At 42.9% G+C, this 22,731-nt stretch carries 17 protein-coding genes and 1 pseudogene (1 of these 18 running past the window's edge); 6 read left to right on the top strand and 12 right to left on the bottom strand.

Annotation, left to right across the window (positions count from 1 at the left end):
- The first annotated feature begins 13 nt into the window (after positions 1-13).
- A complete protein-coding gene (locus ONT18_RS14500) occupies positions 14-538 on the top strand; it encodes a nitroreductase family protein (RefSeq protein WP_117586702.1) in 525 nt (174 codons plus the stop codon).
- A 101-nt stretch (positions 539-639) separates the two neighbouring features.
- Here ONT18_RS14500 and ONT18_RS14495 read toward each other — a convergent pair whose 3' ends face one another.
- Both ONT18_RS14495 and gltX read right to left on the bottom strand, forming a co-directional pair.
- Positions 640-1,899 (bottom strand): 3-deoxy-D-manno-octulosonic acid transferase, encoded by a 1,260-nt coding sequence (locus ONT18_RS14495; protein ID WP_264906890.1) that lies wholly within the window; start codon positions 1,897-1,899, stop codon positions 640-642.
- A 104-nt stretch (positions 1,900-2,003) separates the two neighbouring features.
- Positions 2,004-3,521, bottom strand: a complete 1,518-nt coding sequence (gltX, locus tag ONT18_RS14490) for a glutamate--tRNA ligase (RefSeq protein ID WP_117694722.1) — start codon at positions 3,519-3,521, stop codon at positions 2,004-2,006.
- Between the two features lie 118 nt (positions 3,522-3,639).
- On the opposite strand from gltX, the gene ONT18_RS14485 reads away from it, so the two are divergent.
- Both ONT18_RS14485 and ONT18_RS14480 read left to right on the top strand, forming a co-directional pair.
- The gene (locus ONT18_RS14485; protein WP_264906372.1) at positions 3,640-5,739 is read left to right on the top strand and encodes an HD family phosphohydrolase; all 2,100 of its coding nucleotides are present in this window, start codon (positions 3,640-3,642) and stop codon (positions 5,737-5,739) included.
- 218 nt (positions 5,740-5,957) lie between these two features.
- Positions 5,958-7,559, top strand: coding sequence for an OmpP1/FadL family transporter (locus ONT18_RS14480; protein ID WP_264906370.1), 1,602 nt, complete (start codon positions 5,958-5,960; stop codon positions 7,557-7,559).
- A gap of 125 nt (positions 7,560-7,684) precedes the next feature.
- Here the strand turns inward: ONT18_RS14480 and priA are convergent, their stop codons facing one another.
- The 10 genes and pseudogenes from priA to ONT18_RS14430 form a co-directional block, all read right to left on the bottom strand.
- Entirely contained in the window at positions 7,685-9,955 is a 2,271-nt protein-coding gene (gene priA, locus ONT18_RS14475) for a replication restart helicase PriA (protein ID WP_264906368.1), read from the bottom strand.
- A gap of 171 nt (positions 9,956-10,126) precedes the next feature.
- Positions 10,127-10,738: a porin family protein gene (locus ONT18_RS14470; protein WP_264906366.1), complete on the bottom strand. Its 612-nt coding sequence runs from the start codon at positions 10,736-10,738 to the stop codon at positions 10,127-10,129.
- Between the two features lie 28 nt (positions 10,739-10,766).
- Positions 10,767-11,825: a gliding motility protein GldN gene (gene gldN, locus ONT18_RS14465; protein ID WP_264906364.1), complete on the bottom strand. Its 1,059-nt coding sequence runs from the start codon at positions 11,823-11,825 to the stop codon at positions 10,767-10,769.
- 63 nt (positions 11,826-11,888) lie between these two features.
- Positions 11,889-12,785 (bottom strand): annotated as a pseudogene (gene gldM / locus ONT18_RS14460) (gliding motility protein GldM); the annotation flags it as partial.
- Between the two features lie 228 nt (positions 12,786-13,013).
- Entirely contained in the window at positions 13,014-13,745 is a 732-nt protein-coding gene (gene gldL / locus ONT18_RS14455; protein ID WP_022120530.1) for a gliding motility protein GldL, read from the bottom strand.
- Positions 13,746-13,750: 5 nt separating this feature from the next.
- Positions 13,751-15,211, bottom strand: coding sequence for an SUMF1/EgtB/PvdO family nonheme iron enzyme (locus ONT18_RS14450; RefSeq protein WP_119237483.1), 1,461 nt, complete (start codon positions 15,209-15,211; stop codon positions 13,751-13,753).
- 38 nt (positions 15,212-15,249) lie between these two features.
- Positions 15,250-16,212, bottom strand: a complete 963-nt coding sequence (locus ONT18_RS14445) for a PorP/SprF family type IX secretion system membrane protein (RefSeq protein WP_264906358.1) — start codon at positions 16,210-16,212, stop codon at positions 15,250-15,252.
- Between the two features lie 173 nt (positions 16,213-16,385).
- Positions 16,386-17,360, bottom strand: a complete 975-nt coding sequence (locus ONT18_RS14440) for a nucleotidyl transferase AbiEii/AbiGii toxin family protein (protein ID WP_334639162.1) — start codon at positions 17,358-17,360, stop codon at positions 16,386-16,388.
- Positions 17,361-17,370: 10 nt separating this feature from the next.
- Positions 17,371-18,000, bottom strand: a complete 630-nt coding sequence (locus ONT18_RS14435) for a DUF6088 family protein (protein WP_089543958.1) — start codon at positions 17,998-18,000, stop codon at positions 17,371-17,373.
- 594 nt (positions 18,001-18,594) lie between these two features.
- Positions 18,595-19,881 (bottom strand): IS1380 family transposase, encoded by a 1,287-nt coding sequence (locus ONT18_RS14430; RefSeq protein WP_264903518.1) that lies wholly within the window; start codon positions 19,879-19,881, stop codon positions 18,595-18,597.
- A 140-nt stretch (positions 19,882-20,021) separates the two neighbouring features.
- Between ONT18_RS14430 and ONT18_RS14425 the strand changes: the two genes are divergently transcribed.
- From ONT18_RS14425 to ONT18_RS14415, 3 genes are all read left to right on the top strand, one after another.
- On the top strand, positions 20,022-20,984 hold the full coding sequence (locus tag ONT18_RS14425; protein WP_264906355.1) for a CfxA family broad-spectrum class A beta-lactamase: 963 nt from the start codon (positions 20,022-20,024) through the stop codon (positions 20,982-20,984).
- Between the two features lie 122 nt (positions 20,985-21,106).
- Positions 21,107-22,330 (top strand): transposase, encoded by a 1,224-nt coding sequence (locus tag ONT18_RS14420; RefSeq protein WP_264906353.1) that lies wholly within the window; start codon positions 21,107-21,109, stop codon positions 22,328-22,330.
- Between the two features lie 143 nt (positions 22,331-22,473).
- Positions 22,474-22,731, top strand: partial view of a hypothetical protein gene (locus tag ONT18_RS14415; protein WP_147347302.1) — the 5' portion only. The gene runs 186 nt beyond the window's last position; only the first 258 of its 444 coding nucleotides appear in the window; the start codon lies at positions 22,474-22,476; its stop codon lies beyond the right edge, outside the window.

The following is a 22,731-nucleotide window of genomic DNA, read 5'->3' as shown; positions in this document are numbered from 1 at the left end:
AAAACAAGATAAGATGGAAAATGAAGTTTTGAAAGCCATTAAGGAAAGAAGAAGCATTCGTCGCTTCAAGGCAGATCAGATTACCGACGAAGAGTTGAAGACGGTATTGGAAGCCGGCACATGGGCAGCAACAGGTCATGGAACCCAGGAGCCTTTCATCATTGCCGTTCAGAATCCTGAGATTTGCGCCCAGCTTCGCAAGATGAACGCAGAAATCATGGGTGTAGAAAGCGATCCTTACTATGGAGCGCCAACCATCGTTATCGTTCTGGCACCAGAAAGCAACGTTAACGGTGTGAAAGATGGCAGCCTTATCTTAGGCAATATGATGCTTGCAGCCCACTCTATCGGCCTTGCATCTTGCTGGATTAACCGTGAAGACGGCATGTTTGCATCAGAAGAAGGCAAGAAGTTGATGAAAGACTGGAATCTTCCAGAAGGTTTGATGGGAGTAGGAGCCTTAGCCTTGGGTTATGCTTCTGCGCATCCTCATACCGTAAAACCAAGAAAAGAGGATTACTACCGCATTATCAAATAAAGGCAGGATGCCTGGTTTACGGCACATACATTTACAAGAAAAGGTCTCATGAAGAAAAACATTCATGAGACCTTTTCTTGTATATGTATATAATGAAGCTATTACAACTTTACACTTGCCAAGACCTTATCAGTAGCGCCAGCCAAATGAGCCACGAAGGTGCCAGCCTTATCGCCAGCCTGTTTCAGGAAGGTCTCATCATTCATCAGAGAACCCATCAAGCTCGAGAAATCATCATAGGTATTGATTTCAAAACCTCCACCCGATTTCAGCAAGCCCTGAGCCTCCTGAAACTTTTTATTGTTCGGACCAAAGATAACCGGCATATTCCATACGGCAGCCTCCAAGGTGTTATGAATACCTACACCAAAGCCGCCACCGATATAAGCCACATCACCATAGTTGTACATACTGCTCAACAATCCGAAACAATCGATGATCAAAACATCAGCATCTGCAGCTTCTTCAGGAGTTGTTTGCGTATAGCGCACTACCTTCTTGCCCTTTATCAGAGAAAGAATCAACTTCAGATGCTCTTCAGCGATGACATGAGGAGCAATCAGCAGACGCCAATCCTTATGCTCATTAAAGAAAGGTATAAAGATATTCTCATCTGGTGGCCAAGAGCTACCGGCAACAAATACCTTGAAATCATGATGAGGTACATCAGCAGACTGAGATGAAGCCACTCCTGTTCTGAAAGCCTCGCAAATCGGCAATTGCTTGGCAGCCTCCTTTATCTGGAGAACACGGTCGAAACGGGTATCTCCTACCACATCCACAGCCGTGATGCCGATACCTTCGAGCAATCGCTTACTCTCTTCGTTCTGTACGAAGAAACGGGTAAAACACTTCAGCACTCCAGCATAGCTTCTGCCGTACCATTTGAAGAACACCTGATCCTCGCGGAAGATACTGCTCACGCTATAAGTAGGAATGTTGCGATGCTTCAGGATATGAAGGAAATTAGACCAGAACTCATACTTGATGAAGAAAGCCATCACAGGACGTACCAGTCTAAGGAAACGGATGGCGTTCAACCTAGTATCCACCGGCATATAACAGATGATATCAGCTCCCTCATAGTTCTTGCGCACCTCATAACCTGAAGGAGAATAGAAGGTAAGCAGAATCTTATACTGAGGATAGTCCTTGCGGATACGTTCCATCAAAGGTCGTCCCTGTTCAAACTCACCGAGCGATGCAGCATGAAACCAAATGTACTTAGCATTAGGATCCACCTTCTGCTTCAATATTTTGAAAGCCTCACGCTCACCACGCCACATCTTGCGCACTTTTTCATTGAACAGACTTGCAATGGCTATGCCCCAAAGGACGAAATATATTACGATATTATAGATCATGATATTTCTTTATATTGGTTACTATCTATAAATACGTGAACTCTCTGAATAGCCTTCAGCAAAATGCTGCAGAAAGCCATTCAGAGAGAAATTATTGTGAATTAACCCAAAACTTCGATTGCCTTGCGAAGACGGCGCAGAGTTTCCTCCTTGCCAAGGAAGGCAGAGATATCGAACATACCCGGGCCCTTACCCTCACCTACGAGAGTCAGACGGAATGCGTTCATCACGTCACCGAGTTTGTAGCCCTTATCCTCTACCCATTTCATCACGACAGGTTCCTGACCTTCGATAGAGAAATCTTCAATACCTTCAAGCACATCAGCAAGTTCTGTCATCTGCTGTGCAGAATATTCCTTCCAGCGCTTCTTGGTTGTCTTAGCATCATACTCTGTAGGAGCAATGAAGAAGAAAGAACACAATGGCCACAGTTCATAGACAAAGTTCACACGATCCTTCATCATGTGTACCACCTGCTTTACGCGGTCCAGAGTTTCCTCTACACCATTGTTGGCAACAATAGGGGCAAAGAGGTTAGCTATTTCATCATCGCTCTTCATCAGAATGTATTCGTGGTTGAACCAGATTCCCTTCTTGAAGTCAAACTTGGCACCAGCCTTAGAGCAACGTGAAATATCAAAAGCCTTCACCAGTTCATCAAGAGAGAAGATTTCCTGTTCTGTACCAGGATTCCAGCCGAGGAGCGCCAGGAAGTTGACTACAGCCTCTGGGAAGTAGCCACTCTCACGATAACCGGAAGAAACCTCGCCAGTCTTAGGATCATGCCACTCCAGCGGGAATACCGGGAAACCGAGGCGGTCGCCATCACGCTTACTCAGCTTACCTTTACCTTCAGGCTTAAGAAGCAAAGGAAGATGCGCAAAACGAGGCATGGTATCTTCCCAACCGAAAGCCTTATAAAGAAGTACGTGCAAAGGCGCACTAGGCAACCACTCCTCACCACGGATTACATGAGAGATTTCCATCAGGTGGTCGTCTACGATATTTGCCAGGTGATAAGTTGGCAATTCATCAGCACTCTTATAAAGTACCTTATCATCCAGGATATCGCTCATTACCTTCACATCACCACGAATCATATCGTTCACGTGAATTTCCTGTCCCGGTTCAATCTTGAAACGTACAGTATACTGCTTTCCGTCAGCAATCAGTTTATCAACCTCTTCCTTAGAAAGAGTCAGAGAGTTGCGCATCTGCATACGAGTATGAGCATCATACTGGAAATTCTGGATTTCGGCACGTTTCGCTTCCAACTCCTCAGGAGTATCAAAAGCAATATACGCCTTATCATTATCCAAGAGCTGCTGAACATACTGCTTATAGATATCACGACGTTCACTCTGGCGATAAGGTCCATGCTCTCCACCGAAACTTACACCCTCGTCAAACTGGATACCCAGCCACTTGAAAGATTCCAGGATATATTCTTCGGCTCCAGGCACGAAACGATGAGAATCTGTATCCTCAATACGGAACACCAGCTCACCTCCATGTTGGCGAGCAAACAAATAATTATACAGAGCGGTACGAACACCGCCAATGTGCAATGCACCCGTTGGACTAGGGGCAAAACGCACCCTTACTTTTCTATCTGCCATGTCTTTTTATAGCTATTTTCAAATTTTTCTGCAAATTTACATCTTTTTTTGCGATTTTAGCCGTTTTTTTTCGTATTTTCGCACTGTAAAACAAAATAAGTAAGAAAAAAGTAGGAAAATGAGCATATTTAACAACCCAGAAGAGAACTATTGGCGCAATTTCGCCACAAAAACGGTTTTGATATTAATTACCGTTGCTATCATTGTTTGGTTCCTTCCTCGCAACGAAGGAAGGATGTTCAGGTACGATGTTGGAAAGCCATGGATGTATGGTTCCGTCATCGCAAAATTTGACTTTCCGATCTATAAGACCGATGAAGCCATCAAGCGTGAACAGGATTCGCTGATGAAGCAATTCCAACCTTATTATTCTGTCAATGATTCCATCGGCAGCGAACAGGTGAGCCGTTTCCTGCACGACTTCAGCCAAGGTGTACCAGGTTTGCCAAAAGAATATGTGGGACTCATAGCCCACCAGCTTCAGCGCCTTTATCAGACCGGCATCATCGCTACCACGGAATATAATCGTATCTACAAAGATTCTACCAGTATGATACGAATTATCAACGGAAAGAATGTGAAGAGCGTACCTATCGGTTCGTTCTACTCTACTATTGCCGCTTACGAACGCATCTTCTACGATGAGAAGCTGGCAACCCAGAGACAGCTTTTATCCCGTTGCAACCTCAATAATTATGTTGAAGCCAACGTCATATACGATAAGGAAAGAAGCGAGGCCGAGAAAGCCGACATGATGAGCAGCATTCCACTGGCAAGCGGAATGGTGATGAGCGGACAGAAGATTGTAGATCGTGGAGAAGTGATTACGAACAACACCTATCGGGTGCTCAATTCATTCGATAAGGAGATGAAGCGCCGCAGCTCTACCCAGGAAGAACTGACAACCACTATCATCGGACAGGTACTGTTTATCTTCATTCTTGTCATGCTGTTTACCTCTTATCTCTCACTTTTCAGAAAAGACTATTTTGATAAGCCGCGCAGCATTACCATGCTTTATGCGATGATTACGCTGTTCCCTATCTTTGTGTCACTCATGATGAAACACAATTTCTTCAGTGTCTATATCATCCCATTTGCCATGGCGCCTATCTTCGTACGTGTGTTTATGGACTCGCGTACAGCCTTTATCAGCCACGTTACGATGATTCTCATTTGTGCAGCAGCGGTAAAGTACCAGTACGAGTTTATCATCGTACAGCTGGTAGCAGGTCTTGTTGCTATTTACAGTTTGCGTGAACTCAGCAAGCGCTCGCAGATATTCATCACAGCCCTGTTGGTGACTATAGCCAGCGGTATAGTATATCTTGCCCTTCAGCTGATGCAGGACAACCAGGTGTTCAACGTAGATGCCAGCATGTATACCTACTTTACCGTAAACGGCATCTTCCTGCTACTCTCTTATCCGCTCATGTACATTATAGAAAAGATGTTTGGATTTACATCTAATGTTACACTTTTCGAGTTGTCAAATACCAACAAGGGATTACTTCGCAACCTGAGTGAGATTGCTCCAGGCACCTTCCAGCATTCTATCACCGTAGGTAACCTGGCAGCAGAGATTGCCAACCGCATCAGAGCCAACAGTCTTCTGGTACGTACCGGAGCACTCTATCATGATATCGGTAAGATGACTAACCCTGTTTTCTTCACAGAGAATCAGGCGGGCGTTAATCCTCACGACCAGTTAAGCGACCTTGAGAGCGCACAGATTATCATAAGCCATGTTTCAGAAGGTCTGAAGATGGCAGAGAAGGTTGGTCTGCCAGGCATCATAAAGGATTTCATCACTACTCATCACGGAACGGGCATCACCAAGTATTTCTATATTAATTACTGTAATGCCCACCCTACAGAGGTGATTGACAAGTCGCAGTTCCAATATCCTGGTCCGAACCCATTTACCCGCGAACAGGCCATCCTGATGATGGCAGATACGGTTGAAGCGGCTTCGCGCTCTCTGAACGAATATACTGAAGAAAGCATCAGTAACCTCGTCAATAAACTCATCGACGGACAGGTGGCAGATGGTTTCTTCAAGGAGTGCCCTATCACGTTCCGAGACATCGCTCTCGCTAAGCAGGTACTCATCGAACGACTCAAGGCTATTTACCATACCCGTATTTCGTATCCTCACTTGAACGTAAGACAGAATGCCGGCAAAAAGACGAGTCAGGAGTCTAAAGAACAAGAGTAAAGATACAATTCGTGAAGTTCTTATGCCGTAAAGCGTATAAACGGATATACAAAAAGGTAAAACATAACCAATAAAAGCCCTTTTTCTTGCACAGTTTTTTAAATCTGTGCAAGAGAAAGGGCTTTTTGCGTTAATATGCTTTAAATATTTCAAGGAAACTATAGCGAAATAGAACATTATAATTACCTTTGCGGACGTTTTTATTTAATATTATTAAGATGAAGAAACTAAAATTAGTTGGTTTGGCCATTGCGATGGCTTGTGCAACCCCATCTTTTGCAGGCGGTTTGCTCACCAACACCAATCAACATGTAGCATTCAACAGAATGATGAGCCGTGAGGCTTCAATTGGTATCGACGGTGTTTATTATAATCCAGCCGGAGTTGTATTCATGGGTGAAGGTCACCACCTCGCCATCAACTGGCAGTTGGCTTACCAGACACGTAGCATTGAAAATGATTATGCTCTGTTCACCAACAATGTGAACAATCCTATTACTCCTCGTACTTTCAAGGGTGAGGCTTTTGCGCCTGTCATCCCTTCATTCCAGTATGCTTATAATAAAGGTAGATGGTCACTTCAGGCTAGCTTCGCCCTCACAGGTGGCGGTGGCAAGTGTACCTTCGATAATGGTCTTGGCTCTTTCGAGAAGATCGTAGCAGAGACAGCAATGGCTGCTTGCGGTTTGGCAAGAACTGTTGACAACGTATTGGGCAACACACTTGGACAGCCAGGAATGCAAATGTTTACAACCGACCAAGCTTTCGGTCAGAAAGGCGAATATAGTTACAATAGCTATATGCATGGACGTCAGTACTATTACGGTCTCTCTGTAGGTGCTGCATATAAATTCTGCGACAACTTCAGCGCATTTGCAGGCGTGCGTGGCGTTTATGCTTCAACAAACTACTATGGATATGTTGAAAACATCAAGGTAGGCAACATGCCTCTGTACAAGGTTCTCGACCCTACCAAGGAAAATGCTGCCAACATTGAGTTGAGCTGCGATCAAAGTGGTGTAGGCTTTACGCCTATCATCGGTGTAGATTACAAGACTGGCCGTTGGAACTTCTCTGCAAAATACGAGTTCAAAACCCGTATTCGCCTGAAGAACAAGTCTGTAAACCAGGCTCCAAGTATCGGTAACTTGCCTGCCAACCTTTCCAATCAGATGACAGGCATACTGACTGCAAAATATCAGCAGGCAGGTCTTACACTTGAGCAGGCCAAGCAACAGGCAGAAAATAAGGCTAATGCTGTATTAACTGACCCAACAGTAGGAGCTACAATGTTAGGCTTGAAGACCCAGTTCGACACAGAGCTCGAAGAGGCTATCGGTGAATATGAGGATGGCAAGAAGATTGCTGGTGATATTCCTGCTTATCTGGCACTCGGTGTAGGTTACAGCCCTGTAAATGCAGTACGCGTAAACGTTGGTTTCCACTGGTTCGATGACAAGCACGCTACATCTTACAACAACCGACAGGAGAAGTTAAAGCGTGGTACATTGGAATACAACGCAGGTGTAGAGGTAGACGTAAACAAGAAGATTACCTTGAGTACTGGCTGGCAGAATACCAACTATGGCTTGAGCGATGAATACATGGACGACAAATCATTCGTTGTCAGTTCAAACTCTGTAGCAGTTGGTGGTGTATACCACATCAATAAGAAGATGGACTTGAACGTGGCTTACTTCCACACCTTCTATCAGCACAAGAAGACCTCAGAGAATGTAGAACTAATAGGAAAGACCTACAGTTCTGACTACACACGTAACAACAACGTATTCGCAGTAGGTCTTGACATCAACTTCTAAACATAACTACAAATATCATAATTAAAAGGCTACCCGTTCTTGCAACAAGTAACGGATAGCCTTTTTCATTTTATTTACCAATCTTATTTTCTTCCATTCTGCCAGAGAAAAGGAGGGGCAGGAGACTACAATGGGTCTACATCATAATAAATCTGCAGAGCTCCATATCTCGGATCCTTTCCCATCTGCTGTTGAGCAAACTTCAGATATTCTCTTACCTTCTGCTGGTCAATACCATTTTCCAGTTTGATAACAATCTTTCGGATGTTCATCGTCTTAACCCTTGCCACAGCAGGTTTATCCGGTCCCAACACACGCTCGCCAAACCAGCTTCTCAGCGTTTTGCTGAGCTCATGGCTAGCCTGTTCGCATACCTTATCATATTTATGTTTTACATACACATTAATCAGGTGATAGAAAGGTGGATAATGAAAATTTCTTCTCTCCTCCAGGATACCCTGATACAAGCCTGCATAATCATTATGAACCACCTGGCCAATTACAGGCAAGTTAGGATTCTTGGTCTGTAGAATCACCAAGCCACGCTTACCTTTTCTTCCAGCTCTACCACTCACCTGTGCCATCATCATAAAAGCATGCTCGTAGGCGCGGAAATCGGGATAGTTGAGCATCGAATCAGCATTCAGGATGCCTACTACACTCACCTTATCGAAATCGAGACCCTTAGAAACCATTTGCGTACCTATGAGAAGATTCGTTCTGCCTTCAGAGAAGTCTGCGATAAGACGTTCGTAGGCATTTCGTGTACGTGTTGTATCCAAATCCATTCTGGCAATCTTGGCTTCCGGAAAGATTTCCGCTATCTGGTCTTCTATCTTCTCGGTACCAAAACCACGTCCCATGATTTCCGTACTGCCACAGTTAGGACATTCTGTAGGAACCGGATAAGTGTAACCACAATAATGGCAAGTCAGCAGGTTAATGCTTTTGTGTAACGTAAGCGAGACATCACAGTTTTTACATTTCGGCACCCAACCACATACCTTACATTCAACCATCGGCGCAAAACCACGACGATTCTGAAAGAGGATTGCCTGTTGCCCATTCTTCAAAGCCTCTCTTACTGCAGCCAAAAGCTGTGGAGAGAAAGGACCGCTCATCATCTTACGGTGGCGCAAGTCTTTTACATCTACCACCTGAATTTCCGGCAACTGAATACCTTTGTATCTTGTTTTCAGCTCTACCAGTCCATACTTACCTTGCTGCGCATTATAATAACTCTCCATCGAAGGCGTAGCCGTACCCAATAATGTCTTTGCCCCATACATCTTGGCAAGCACTATGCCAGCACTTCTGGCATGGTAGCGCGGAGCGGGATCCTGTTGTTTGAAGGAAGTCTCGTGCTCTTCGTCTATGATGACGAGTCCCAAATTCTTAAAAGGCAGGAAGACGGCACTTCTTGCACCCAGAATTACATCATAGGGATGATCAGAGAGTTGTTTCTGCCAGATTTCTACACGCTCAGCATCACTATATTTAGAATGGTAGATGCCCAGCCGGTCGCCGAAAACTCTATGAAGGCGCTCCATGATTTGTACGGTCAGAGCGATTTCCGGCAGAAGATAGAGCACCTGCTTATGCTCCTCAATGGCTTTTCTGATAAGATGAATGTAGATTTCCGTCTTTCCGCTGGATGTCACACCATGAAGCAATACAACATCCTTTTTCATCATTTGCATCAGGATTCCATTATAGGCATCTTGCTGAGCCAAGGAGAGAGGTTTAATCAAGTCAAGATGAGATTCTCCATTCGTATTCAATCGTCCTATTTCCAATTCATAAGTAAAGAGAATTCCCCTGTCGATAAGTGCCTTGACAACAGCAGCCGTACAATGGCTCTCATTCATCAGTTCTTCCTTGGTCACTTTTTTTATGCCTTCTCTAGGCGTATCTCCATCAAGACTGTCCCAATGCGAGAGACTCAGAAAGGTGGTTAAAGTTTTGGCTTGCTTCAAGGCTCTCTGCACCAGGTTGAGCGCTACATGAAGTGCCTGCTCACTACGGTACGTACTGGCAAGTTCTACATAGAGTTCCATCTTGGGCTTGAATTTCTCTGTAGACTTCAGTCCACCGGGCATAGCAGCATTATAGACATCGCCTAACGGAGCCATATAATAATAGCCAATCCATTGCCACAATCTCATCTGCTGAGGCAACAGCGAAGGGGTATTGTCAAGTACCGCCTCGACAGGTTTGCAGGAGAATGCAGGCTTATCATCATGCAGCCGGGTAGCCATTGCGATATATTTCTTACTTTTACCAAGAGGAACCAGCAAGCGTACCCCAGGCACAACTTTCCCTTCCATCCCATCAGGGACAGAATAAGTAAAGGTTCCGTCGAGCGGAAGGGGTAATATCACATCTACATATTTCATATCTAATCTTCTTTAACCTTGAAATATCCATCATTCAGGCTTTCGACTTGCAAAGTTAGCAAAAAAAAAGCAGATACCCATCATCGGATACCTGCTTTTATATATTTTAAGATGTACTAGGCGAGACCATACGATGTTCTCACCCATAATCTGTCCTGTTCTTTTACAAGATTAGAACCAATAACCCAAAGCGATCTGCCAACTGTTATTCTTACTGTTACCATTCACAATCTTATCGCTTGTTTCCTTCCAGGTAACATCTGCAGTCTTACCGCAAGCGATGTTATAGTTCGCAGAGAGCTGGAGATGGCTCAGCAGGGTAACACCCAAACCTACGTTTACACTGAAGTTTGTTTTCTTCAGAGAATAGCAGCCTGATTTATCCCACTCGAAGTTCTTGTCACCAACGTTGATACCCCACTGTGGACCAGCGAAGACGAAAACATTAGCCAAGCTGCTCAAGCCGAAGCCATAACGTACGTTTACTGGGATATTAAGAGATTTCTGAGTCATCGTTGTCTCTGCATCATTTACAGACACCTTAGCTTCCTTCTGATCGTACAAGGCAGCAGCATCAAAACTCAAGCCAACAATAGGGATAGTAACCTTTACCATTGGACCAACAAAGAAACCTGTCTTGTTAGATGCATCAAATACATCGTTACTCAAAGACATGTTAGTAACATCCAAACCGCCCTTCAAACCAAACTTAATCTGGGCATTAGCATTTGTAGCAAACATCATGGCTGCTACAACCATTAATACTGATAAAACTTTCTTCATTCTATATTTACTTTAATTCTTATATAAATTAATGACGCTCTCTACGAACCGTTACCCTAGCAGAGCCACCAGAAGAAACATTGCTTCCTCCTGATCTGCGTTTTTTAACAGTAGAAGTCTTAGCTGGTTTAGATGCAGAACCACTTCTTCTGTTACGGCTTTTCTTCAGAGTCTTGGCATCCATATTCTTTTCTGCCTTGGCAATACTGTCAAGAGAATCCTTCCGAGCCTGATTACCCCAGATATTCTTCTCAAAGGCTTCCAACTCAGCCTCTATGCGTTTCTGTTCCTTCGCCATGGCTGTATCCGAAGGACAGTACTGTGCCAGGGTATTGCCCTGCATATTATTGGTCTTGTAGATTTTACCCTGATACAGATTCTTGGTAAAATAATCTTCTGCACTCATCACAGCAGCATTGTTCACATTACTGGTCATCAGCTGCTGCTTAGCCAGGAACGGAGCCAGATCATCATACTTCACCCAGAAGAGCGGATACTTGTTTCCTACATCTCCAAAATCATCATTACGGGTCATGATAGGGCACAAAGCCAATACCTTGGTATGGAAAGAAGCTGTTTTCTGGTCATAATAAGAAGTCTCCTTCACATAGTACGACTTCACTTCTGCTGACGGAATATCGCTGTCATCAATATGCACCTTTCCATTATCAGTCTTCTCGTAGTAGATATGATAATTATCTACGAATGCTTTCGGAGTAAGACGGTTGGCGGCAGAAAAATCTTCATTACCATCCATACGATACTGATAAACAGGCACTCTACCCGTAAACATCAGTTTAAAGATATAGGTAAAGAGATTCATCTTACCATCTGTTGGCTCTACAGGATAATACAAGGCAGCATTGGCATCATCTGTGAGATTGAGTTCACGATAGATGTCTCTTCTCCAAACCACGTCCTCATCCATCGGGATGGCTGTAGGGAAATAAAGTTTGGCACGCAAGGTCATATTGTCAGCATTCGACTGTTGTGCCTTTTGCTGAGCCTGCTTTCTGCGAGCCGCTGGCTGTGCCATGATGCTCTGCACCATTCCCAAAAGCATGAATATGAATAATATCTTTTTCATTACATTGAACTTTGAACATTGAACTTTGAACTTTATGCTAAGTAAAGCCGTTGAACTCTTCACTTACCTGACGATAACTTCCATTGCTGCCGGCAGATTTCGGGTAATTCCATCAGGACCTACAGCCTTGATATGCGAGATATAGAAGCGACGGCTTCTAGACAGTTTTCTGAACTCTTCGCGCTGTCGTTCTGAGAAATTGGAACCCGCCGAAGCCAAAGGTATGGCATTGCCCATATTATCGAAGAATACGGTTTCGAAGCCCAGTACCTTGAACGGAATATCAAGGAGTCCGTCATCTATGGCTGCATGAATGCCAGGAGCACCCATCAGAGCACCTTTCGATAGAGCACCACCTCTAAATCTATCTGTACCCATCGCGATATAAGCTGTTGGGTCAGGAAGTTTTCTTACATGGAATACGAATGGAGGCAGACTTCTCACCTGGCCCTTATCGCGGGCTGTCACATGGATGGTAACATCCTTACCCACCGCTGAAGGTGTAGCTACAAAATGACCATTACCCTTAGCCACGAAAGAACCGCCTGTCATGGTTGCAGAGATAGCATTTGCCGGAACACCAGGAACGCTGATACTGATAGGATTGGCATAGCCTGCATAGAGCACATTCATCAGGTCGGCAGCAACGGTAGCAGTGTTAGGAACAGGCAATACGGTATATTTCTGAACGAAATTGCGTCGCATCATCTCGCCATTCTTGCCTCTCATCAGAATGTAACCGCCAAACTGATGCTCACCTACGCCACCTGCCACAAAACTGTATCTGCCATTCTCGGCATTCAGCCTACTACCATTCACATAGATTTCCGGGCGCTGTGTACTGTCTATTGCAGCCATCACCACATGCGAATTGAAACGTTCACCGGCATAGAGGGTTGTTTTCTCTGGAATAACGAATGCATCGAGTTCATTCACATTCAGTTCTACCAAATCTATATTTTTCTTCTCCTCATCCGATTTCTTCCCATCATCGGCAAGACTTTTCTTGATTTTCTCGACAATAGACTTGCCTTTGACACCGAATTCCTCATCTGTAGGAGTATTCAGCGCCAACATAGCCATCAGGATGACATACATCAGGTTAATCATCTTCTGGCGAGGCGAAACCGGTCTTTTCTTGATTGCCATGGATATAAATTTGCTTGATTCTATTTATTTTCTTCGTCTTTACTCTTCACTTGTTACATGAGGAGCCGCCACACGCATATTGATGGTCATGGCATCAATCATACGGGTATAAATCTTGTTCAACTGTTCTATCTGCTTTGCCATCATCTTGGTCTGCTCATTGATCTGGTCAATGGTACCAATCTGCTGGCTGGCACTTTTCAGCTGCATCTCGTATACCCTGCTGATACCTGTCAAGGTACGGTTCAGATTCTCCATCTCCTCGCTGTCACGAGTCAGTCGGCTACTCTGTTCGTTTACCTTACTCAAGGTTTCTACCAGGCTCTTCAACTGTTCTACGTAGCTGTTCTGAACTTCCACCACCTCAGGATTAAGTGGAGTCAGTTCTGGCGCAGCAGTCATTACAGGAGAGACAGGAGAAGCAACCTGAGGTTGAATGGTTTCAGAACGATTCTTGGCAGTCATCATTTCTTCAGCCGACACCTTTCCTTCCAGATACTCCTCTGTAGCATGGGTAGGCAAGTCTCTACCTTCGGCAGTCTTGTCGAAAGGACGGTCGAAAGCAGAAAGGAAGAACACGAAAATCTCGGTTCCCATACCTAAGAAAAGCATGAAATTGGCACCAGGAAGATGGGTCAACTTAAAGAGGGTACCAGCGATTACGATAGAGGCACCCCAACTGTAAGCATAGTTAAGGAATGTCTGACCCGGCACACTATCCATCCACTTCTGCAAGCGGTATACGATATTGAATTTGCTATAATAGCTCATATTATTTATCTCCTATTCTTATTCTTCAATGGTTTCTGTTTTCCGCTTGCCGTAGTAGCAAGACTTCTCACGCAACGGAATCCGATGTATGAGCGAGGCTGATTCTGGTACTCGAAAGTGCGCCATGCCGAACGGATAAACGACTCAGGGTCTTTCCAGGAACCACCTCTTACACTCTTCTTCTTCAAACGGTAAGGATCTTCTATGGCAGCATTATACTGTAAAGTTGGGTTAAAATCGCTCATTGCGTCAACACCCGCCTCTGTATAAACGGTACTTGTCCACTCTGCCACATTACCAGCCATATCGTAAAGTCCATTAGAATTTGGCGAATAGATAGCCACCTTGCTGGTTATCAGGTTGCCGTCTTTGGTATAGTTGCCCCTGTCTGGTTTGAAATTGGCGTAAAAACAGCCATCCCCGTTCTTTACATCCGCATTGTCCCAAGGAAATTCATTCTGGTTCTTGCCTCTTGCAGCATATTCCCATTCTGCCTCGGTTGGCAGACGGTAACGCTGCACAAATCTTGCTTCAGGACCTAAGCCCTTCAAAAGATAGTCTGTTCTCCAGGCGCAGAAGGCATTTGCCTGTTCCCAGGTAACACCTACTACCGGATAGTCATTATACGCAGGATTGCTGAAATAACTTCTCAGATAGGTTTCATTCTCTGCATTTCTGAAGTCGTTTACCCAACAGGTAGTGTCAGGATAAACATTCACGATATAGGTATTCAGGAAGTCCCATGGTCCTGAAAGCGGACGGTTGATGGTCTCACGCACCACTCTACCCTCATCATCATAATAAGCGGTATCTTTTGAAATCATCACCACCTCGTCCGGATTTATCTTCACATCGGTGTTGAAGGTACGTTCCTGGGGATTAAGACGGAACTTACGCTGAGCCGCAGCTGTATAATCATAGATTTCGTATTTATAGTTGAGCTGGCGCCAGTCGATGAGTTTTTCTCCTGTAACCGGATTGGTTTCATACAAACTTTCAAAAGCTCTCTGCTCATCCTCATTAGGTTTCTTAGGCAGCGCTTTCTTCCAGTTTACATGAGGTGTAACCGGATCGCCATTCTTATCTTCAGTAATCATGTAAGTCTCGTCGCCTCCATAAGCAGGATCAGCCAGACGGGTACGAAGAATAGAATCGCGCACATAAGCCACAAACTGCTTATATTCTGAATTGGTGATTTCGGTATCATCCATCCAGAATCCATCCACCGACACATCCTTGCGTGGTGTTTTCATTCCCCAGAGTGAGTCTTGGGTCTCCATTCCCATTTTCAGGAAGCCACGGTTTATCTTTACCATACCATAAGGGGCTGGCTCTACAAAGCTTCTACCGCTCACGCCAACCACCTCGCCACCTCTGCCTGCAACAGAAGCTTGCTTGGCACCGAAGCAGCCGCTCAAGGTGAGCAATATAGCGAATGCACTAAGGAGCAATATACTTTTCTTCATTGTTTTATGATTCTACTATGTTCTTATTTCTATTTACATTATAATATTCTGACGCTCTGATGGCGGTTTCTGCCTTTCTTGGTCAGGTTGATATCGGTCTGATACCCTACAAAGAGTTCATGACTGCCATTTCCGGCACTGAGTTTGGAGGTATATACCTCGTAACTGTAACCAAGCACTACCCCATGAAAACTACCGCCTACCAGCATGGTTACCGATCTGTCCGGACTGTAGGTTACTCCACCATACAACATCCGTTTCTCATATTGGTAAACCAATCTTCCTGTCAGGTCGCCTCGCCATGTGGCACCATCTGTTGTAACAAGAACAGACGGCTTTATTGTTAAGAACGGATTTCTCAGTCGAATATTGTATCCACCAGTCAAATAATATGTGGCATCTATTTTCAATTCGTTGGTCTCACCTAGATTAATCGTAGGCGATGTAAGATGCTGGGCAGAAAGTCCAACATACCAAGCCTTATGCTGATAATACAGACCCAGACTCAAATCCATTCCGCTTCCATTTACGTCTGAAGTAGAAAAGGCTGGGTCACCACTTTCTCCCAAATCCACCTTGCTACCATCAAACTTCTCACTCAGCATACCTCCTTGCACACCCACGCTCAGCATTCCACCCAGGAGTTTATTCTGCAAAGCATACTGTAAAGCCAGCCGCTGATGAGTAAAAAGACCAATCTGGTCATTCTGTAACGATAAGCCTACTCCATGCCTGTGATTGAACAGGAAGAAAGGCATGTCAGCCGCCACCTGAAAGGTACGGGGGTTATGTTCGAATCCAGCCATATCAAGTGCGTAGGCCGCCGTAACATTAAGTTTCGACTGCTTACCCACAGCAGCAGGATTGAATGATGGTTCCATGTCAAAATAATGACTGAAGGAAGGATCATACTGTGCCCTCACTTCGAGCACCCCCACTAGCAGAATCCATATAATGATAAATCTTTTCAACACAATAAGATAACGGAATTTCTTACACATTATTATATATAAGCAAGAAACAAAAGATGAAAAAGGCTACCCTCTTATAAGAGAGCAGCCCTATCATCGAGATTAATACTCGTCATCATTCCAGAGGAATATTAGGGCTGAATACCAAACACTTATAGCCTTCTAACTTTTTTATTGAACATTTTATTAAGGAGTAAAAGTCGCTAAAAGGCTTTTCTAAACCTATCTTGCAACTCCTTGATTCGCTCTAAAAGTTTTTCGAAAGATAAAGTCTGACCATAGATAAAGTGGTTACACATCTCTGCATAATCACCCTCCCAATCCTTCATTAACTCTTGCCTAGGAACAAAATCAATCTCGCTCGGCATCAACTTAGAATAATCTACATACCCTACAGCATAGTATATGGAACGATGCTTAACAATACGCTCATACAAGTCCATATTCTGCAGGGCTTGTTTGCCAAATTCTGTATCCATCAAACGTTCTAGATCATAAAGATGCCTAGACATTCGGACATAACGAGGAGACTGTTTCTGAAACTCCTCACATAGCAAGAATGCCTTCTCCAGGAATGTTCGTGTAGGCAAAACTGTCCTTATAGTAGCTGTAGCCGCCTCATCTTCTCCAGGGAAAGTCTGCTCAATATATGATGAAATCAAACGGTCTTCCGTAGGCTCGTTCATAGACAAGCAACTAATCTCTATCTTTACTCTTGGCGGAATATACTCTATCGTATGACCAAGCATAGACTCATAATGAACGAGAATGACAGACGGATCCTTATCACTTGCAACGGGACTTGCCTTACCATCCTCATCAAATTCCTCTACTACATTTTCTATATGGTATCCTTCCACACCAAGTTTCTTTAGATTTTCATCCAACTCTGCAGAAACTGTATCAAGAAAATACCTACGTGCCTTCTTGCGAAGTTTTTCACGCTGATTCTTTGTCGTCTTCTCTATACCAAAGAATTCATGGTTTACAGATAAGTCTATATCCTCACTGAATCTTTCTATCAAATTCCATCCTTTACTGAGACTTGTACCTCCCTTAAAGATAAGTTGATCTGCACATGAACATTTGAAAAGAGCGTTGAGCACCACAGTTACCCACCAGTCCTTTTCAATTGCAACCTGATTAATACGAAACTTCTCTTCCGCACGTTGCAACATTGCTATTCGTTCATCTATTGTGTGATTTAACCAAAGTGTCATAATGCTCGTTTTTATCTATTATATCAGTTATCAGCTTTCTCATCCATACTGGCATGAGAGTAAGATCTTGTACAAACAAGTCTTTATGTTCCTCTTCATTGACCAATTTTCTTATGGTAGAGAGTTCTTGATTACCTACATTCTTTTGTCCTAATGTTCTAAGAGCTTGTACAAGAAGCGCTGCCAACACTGTCTGAAAAGCAAAGTTCTTAGGAACACTTCTCTTCAACTCTATAGTCCGATTTCCAAGAGTCAAGACTCTTCCACTTCCCGATGTCAGATAAGTATATTTTGTAGGCACCTGTGTTGAGAGTCCAAGTTTGTTGAGCGCTGTAACTCCTGAAGGTTGTATTTGTACCTTATCTCGCTGGGCTATAGCCATCACCATTTCATCTATTGATGGATAGACTATCCCAAATCGGGTATTCTTAGGGCGAAGATAAACCCCATTAGCTAATCGAACTATATTTCCCTTTTTTTCTTCTACAGAAAGTGCACGACTTACCACCTTCTCATTATCATTGATGTCAGAGAAGTCTGAGATGAAGAGAATCTGCCCTTCACTTGTCTCGTATATACGGTTTGCTATTTCTGCCATATCGTTTTCTTTCTTTAATGGTGCAAAAATACAAAAAATCAGCGATATGCGTAACATACCACTGATTAAATTAACTTTTTTTATGTAGAAAACTTTGCAAACATTTTCCACAATCACTTATTCTTATTCACTCTTAGCTGTCTGTGGTACTCACAGCTCTTGCGTTGTAGTTCTTCCTTATGACTGGCATAATATCGACGTTGATACTCTTTTTTCGTGGCAGTTTTTCACTCTTTAGGAGACATACAGGCAAATTCTCCGAATGAATCTGGATACTGCTTGATTATTGCAGTAAAGACTGCGGACAAGACCTGCACGACAATGGAGTTTCCGGCTCGCCAATATAGAGAATAGTCAGAAGTCTTACGATGACGACCATTTATAAACATAAGTTTCGCTATTTGTTCTTTTGTGTAACCTTCTTTACCTCAAATCCGCAACCTATAGGGTTTAGTGGGATTTTGCTTGCAAAGCGACAAAATTCATTTTATTGTACATATTTCTTGCATAACAGAAATGTCGCAGACACAAAATCCCCTTACCCCATAAAGCGACTTGAGGTAATACGCTGGTTTAACCAGAAAAGCATGGTCTTTAACCAAAGTCTGTCTTGAACAGGTTGGCATAAGCATTGTTGTCTGAGTAAATGTTCAATACATGCCTACGTGATGTCTTAATCCATTTCGCAGGAACAGAGATGAACTTGAAAACAAAGGTCTTGATTCTGCTGGTGGCACGCAATCCAAATTCATGGGTTTTCAATCTCTGCATAATAGCTTTGTAGAAGTTTCTGATGAGAGCTGTCATAAGCAGGAATACAGTATTCTGTGCCATGAACGATTTTGGCAATCGATTCCAGCCAAAGCCATTGTTCATGTCATCGAAGATGCGTTCCTTGCCACCACGAAGATTGTAGAATTCCACGATGTCTCTTGCACTCGACTTGTAATCGTTAGTCAGTATACATCTGTAGGTATATTCGCCTTCCCAAATGTCAAGGTATCCATCTATTCGCCTTTGTCTCTGTATGACAAGACGATACGGTTTTCCTTTCCATTTCTCAACAAGGATAGAATTCAACTCAAACTCAATACCGTTGATTTCAACAGTTTTCCATCCAGTTAAGGCAAACATGGAATCGTAGAAAGAAGAGCATCTGTTGGCACGAATATAAAAATGCCTGCAATGAGCCTCTACCATATCTACGATTTCCTCCGAACATGAGCCGCAATCCATGCGGGCACGAGAAATATATATTTCCGAAGCCTCCAATCGCTTGAAGATTCTTTCCAAAGTCTCTCTTTGGTTGAAGCGCACGTTTGTGTTACCGTCTCTATTTTCAATACCGACAATCATGTCGTTAATGACTGCCACCCCTGGACTATAGCCCAAGAACTTCTTGTAGGTTGGTTTTGCATCATACTTCTCTGTTTCAATGAACTGATGGTCAAAGTCAAAATCATACTCTTGACCGGATTTCAATTGACCAGTAGCAAGCAGGGCATTGACCAGTAAGCAGTTCATCTTGTCTGCAGTATTGAAATCATAGGATTTGCCAGAAGCAGACTTATAGGTGATGCTCTTAAAAGTCAGTTCTTCGATAGCACGTAATATGGTGTCTGCGCTGCAAGTGCGAAGAGTTGGATGAAGAGACAAATGTTTCATCAGGTGAGTTGTAACATCCTCAATACATGAGCCACCACAAAGATATACGCACATCAGAGAGCGTAGAATCTCGCTATATTGATAACCAAACATAGTGCATCTCAATCCCAAGGTGGAATCTATGGTTTGAGCTAAAAGAGCATCAAATTGCTCCATAATCGAAAAAATTCCCCCAAAAGGAGTGAGTTTCTCTGATTTAATTTGTATCTTTGCCATGTCATATTAGAGTTTTGCTTGTCTTCTTTTCGCAACACTAAGGTAAGTGAAAATTCTGACATGGCAAAATCCTGGGCAACTTTTTGTTGCTCAGGCACTTATAAATAATATTAAACTATAGTGTTGCGGAATTAAGGAACATGAAAAAAAACAGAAAAAAGAAAATCGTAGTTTTGTGTATAGCTTTAGTTTGCATCTTCATCTTGGTGTTCTCATTGTCCCATAAATCAGCTACAAAAGGTAGCGCGAATCCTCCATTAACAGATGTTTTGACTGATAGCATTTCTCAGATTGTCTCGGCTTGTCCTGGTGAAATTGGTGTGGCGGTTATTATTAATAACACAGATACGGTTAGTGTTAATAATAAAAGCATTTATCCTATGATGAGTGTATTTAAGGTTCATCAGGCATTAGCTCTTTGCAATGATTTTGACAAAAAAGGCCTTTCCCTTGATACCTTGGTAAAGATAAATAGGGAAAAACTTGATCCAAAGACATGGAGCCCTATGATGAAAGATTATTCAGCACCAGTTATATCGTTGACAGTAAGAGATCTGTTGCGCTATACTCTTTCCCAGAGCGACAATAATGCAAGCAATATCATGTTTAAGAATATGCTCAATACTGCACAAACAGACAGTTTTATAGCGAAACTCATACCACGTTCGAGTTTTCAGATAGCTTATACAGAAGAGGAAATGTCCGCTGACCATGACAAAGCTTACTCTAATTACACATCTCCTCTTGGTGCTGCAATGTTGATGAATCGTTTGTTTACAGAAAGTCTTATCAGTAATGAGAAACAAGATTTCATTAAGAATGCATTGAAAGAATGTAAAACAGGTATAGATAGGATAGTAGCTCCACTTCTTGATAAAGAAGGGGTTGTAATAGCACATAAGACAGGTTCTGGTTATGTCAATGAAAATGGTATTCTTGCAGCTCAGAATGATGTAGCCTATATATGTCTGCCTAATAAGGTCTGCTATACCTTAGCTGTATTTGTTAAGGATTTCAAGGGAAATGAATCACAAGCGTCACAATTTGTTGCGCATATATCAGCGGTAGTATATTCTTTATTAATCAATACTGCGTTAAATTAATATTTAATCGTCTGTAAATCAATAACTTATATTAAGAAATGCTTATGAAAACTTAACTGTAAAAAGTTGGTCAAGTCGCTGATTTTCAGTAACTTTGTAGATCACGACAAATACAATATTACATGAATACAGGACTTGACCAATATATGGATATCTTTAAAGATGCAGTTGAAGATTCAGCTGCAAAGATAACAAAAAGTTTCGAGAAAATACTCATCGAGGTGATAATTTTGTTCATGGTAATACCAAGAAAGATAAATTTCACCCAAATGGGGAGGTATGGCTTGCATGTTGAGCAAACCTATCGCAACGCATTCGGCTTGAAAAAGTCGAAGTGCATTGATTGGCTCAAACTTAATGTCTCACTTGCCAAGCGCTTCTTGGGTAAACAGGGAAGATGGGCTATTGCCATTGGTCCCAGCTACATCAGTAAAGCTGGCAAGAAAACACCACATATCGGTCGTTTTTGGTCAGGATGTGCTCAGTCTGTTAAACATGGTCTCGAAATCATGGGTATTGGACTCATTGATATTGATACCAAAGACTGCATGATGTTAAGAGCCCACCAGTCGCTAAATAATAAAGAACTGAGTCTTAGAAACAAGACTATGGTAGATTTCTATATCAGCGTCATTAAGCGTTACCGCAAGGAACTTCTTAAACTCTCAACCCTCATAGTTGCAGATGCTTACTTCTCTACAAGTACATTTGTTAATGGGATAAAGAAAGAAGGTTTCTCTTTGATAAGCCGCTTTCGTGACAATGCTTGTCTCTTTTATGTCTATACTGGTCCACGTACTGGAAAACGTGATCGCCCCAAGACCAAGGATGGCAAGATTGATATGAAGAATCTTGACCTCACTCGAATGGAGAAGATGGAGATGAAAGATATAGAAGGAACAGCTTATACTTTGATTGCCTATTCCAAGGCACTCAAGTGTAAAGTTAGACTTGTCATCTGGCAGATGCCGAATGGCAAGAAGAAACTATTCTTCTCTACAGACACCTCACTTTCGGGTGAAGAGGTACTTCTTTATTATAGAACCAGGTTTCAGATCGAATTTTGCTTTCGTGACGCCAAAGGCTATACTGGTCTTATGGACTGCCAGGCTCGCGATAAGTGGAAACTCGATTTTGCTTTCAATGCTTCGTTCACATCACTAAATGTTGCCAAGGTAACTATGAAGGAGATGGGAATGGAATATTCTATGTCTTCATTCAAGTCACTGATGACCAACATTTATCTGGTGAGACGAATTTTTAAAGCATGCGGGTACATCCCGAACCGAACTTTAATTAGCAAGATTTTCAAAGATCTCTCGTGCTTACAGCGTATAGCTGCTTAGCACATTATTGAATTATTAACGAACTATTGTACAAAATCAAGTCCGTTTCATTGCAAAATACTGCATAAAAGACTATAATTCAACTGTTTCAAAGATCGAATTGCCCTTTTTTATTGGACAGTAGTGAAATCGATTGACAAGACATGGAATCAGATTTAGCTATCTTTGCATCCCAAATGCATAATATAAAAGTACGCTACCACATTGTGGGAAAACAAGAAGAGTTGCAAGAGATATATGACCTCTATCAGACTTTCATACAGAAAGAACGCCCTGCTATGGAAGAAGACGAGGCCGATGATTGGGAAGGAAACATCATCTTAGCTCTTGGTGTGGACTATGGGACTTGCAATCTCTGTGGTAATATCAAGAAATGCGAACTTTCAGAAGGCTTTCTCTAT

The sequence above is a fragment of the Segatella copri genome (assembly GCF_026015295.1).
GTDB classification, from domain to species: Bacteria; Bacteroidota; Bacteroidia; order Bacteroidales; family Bacteroidaceae; genus Prevotella; species Prevotella copri_C.
The sequence above is the reverse complement of the archived record's forward strand: the minus strand, read 5'-3'. Positions and strand labels throughout refer to the sequence as shown.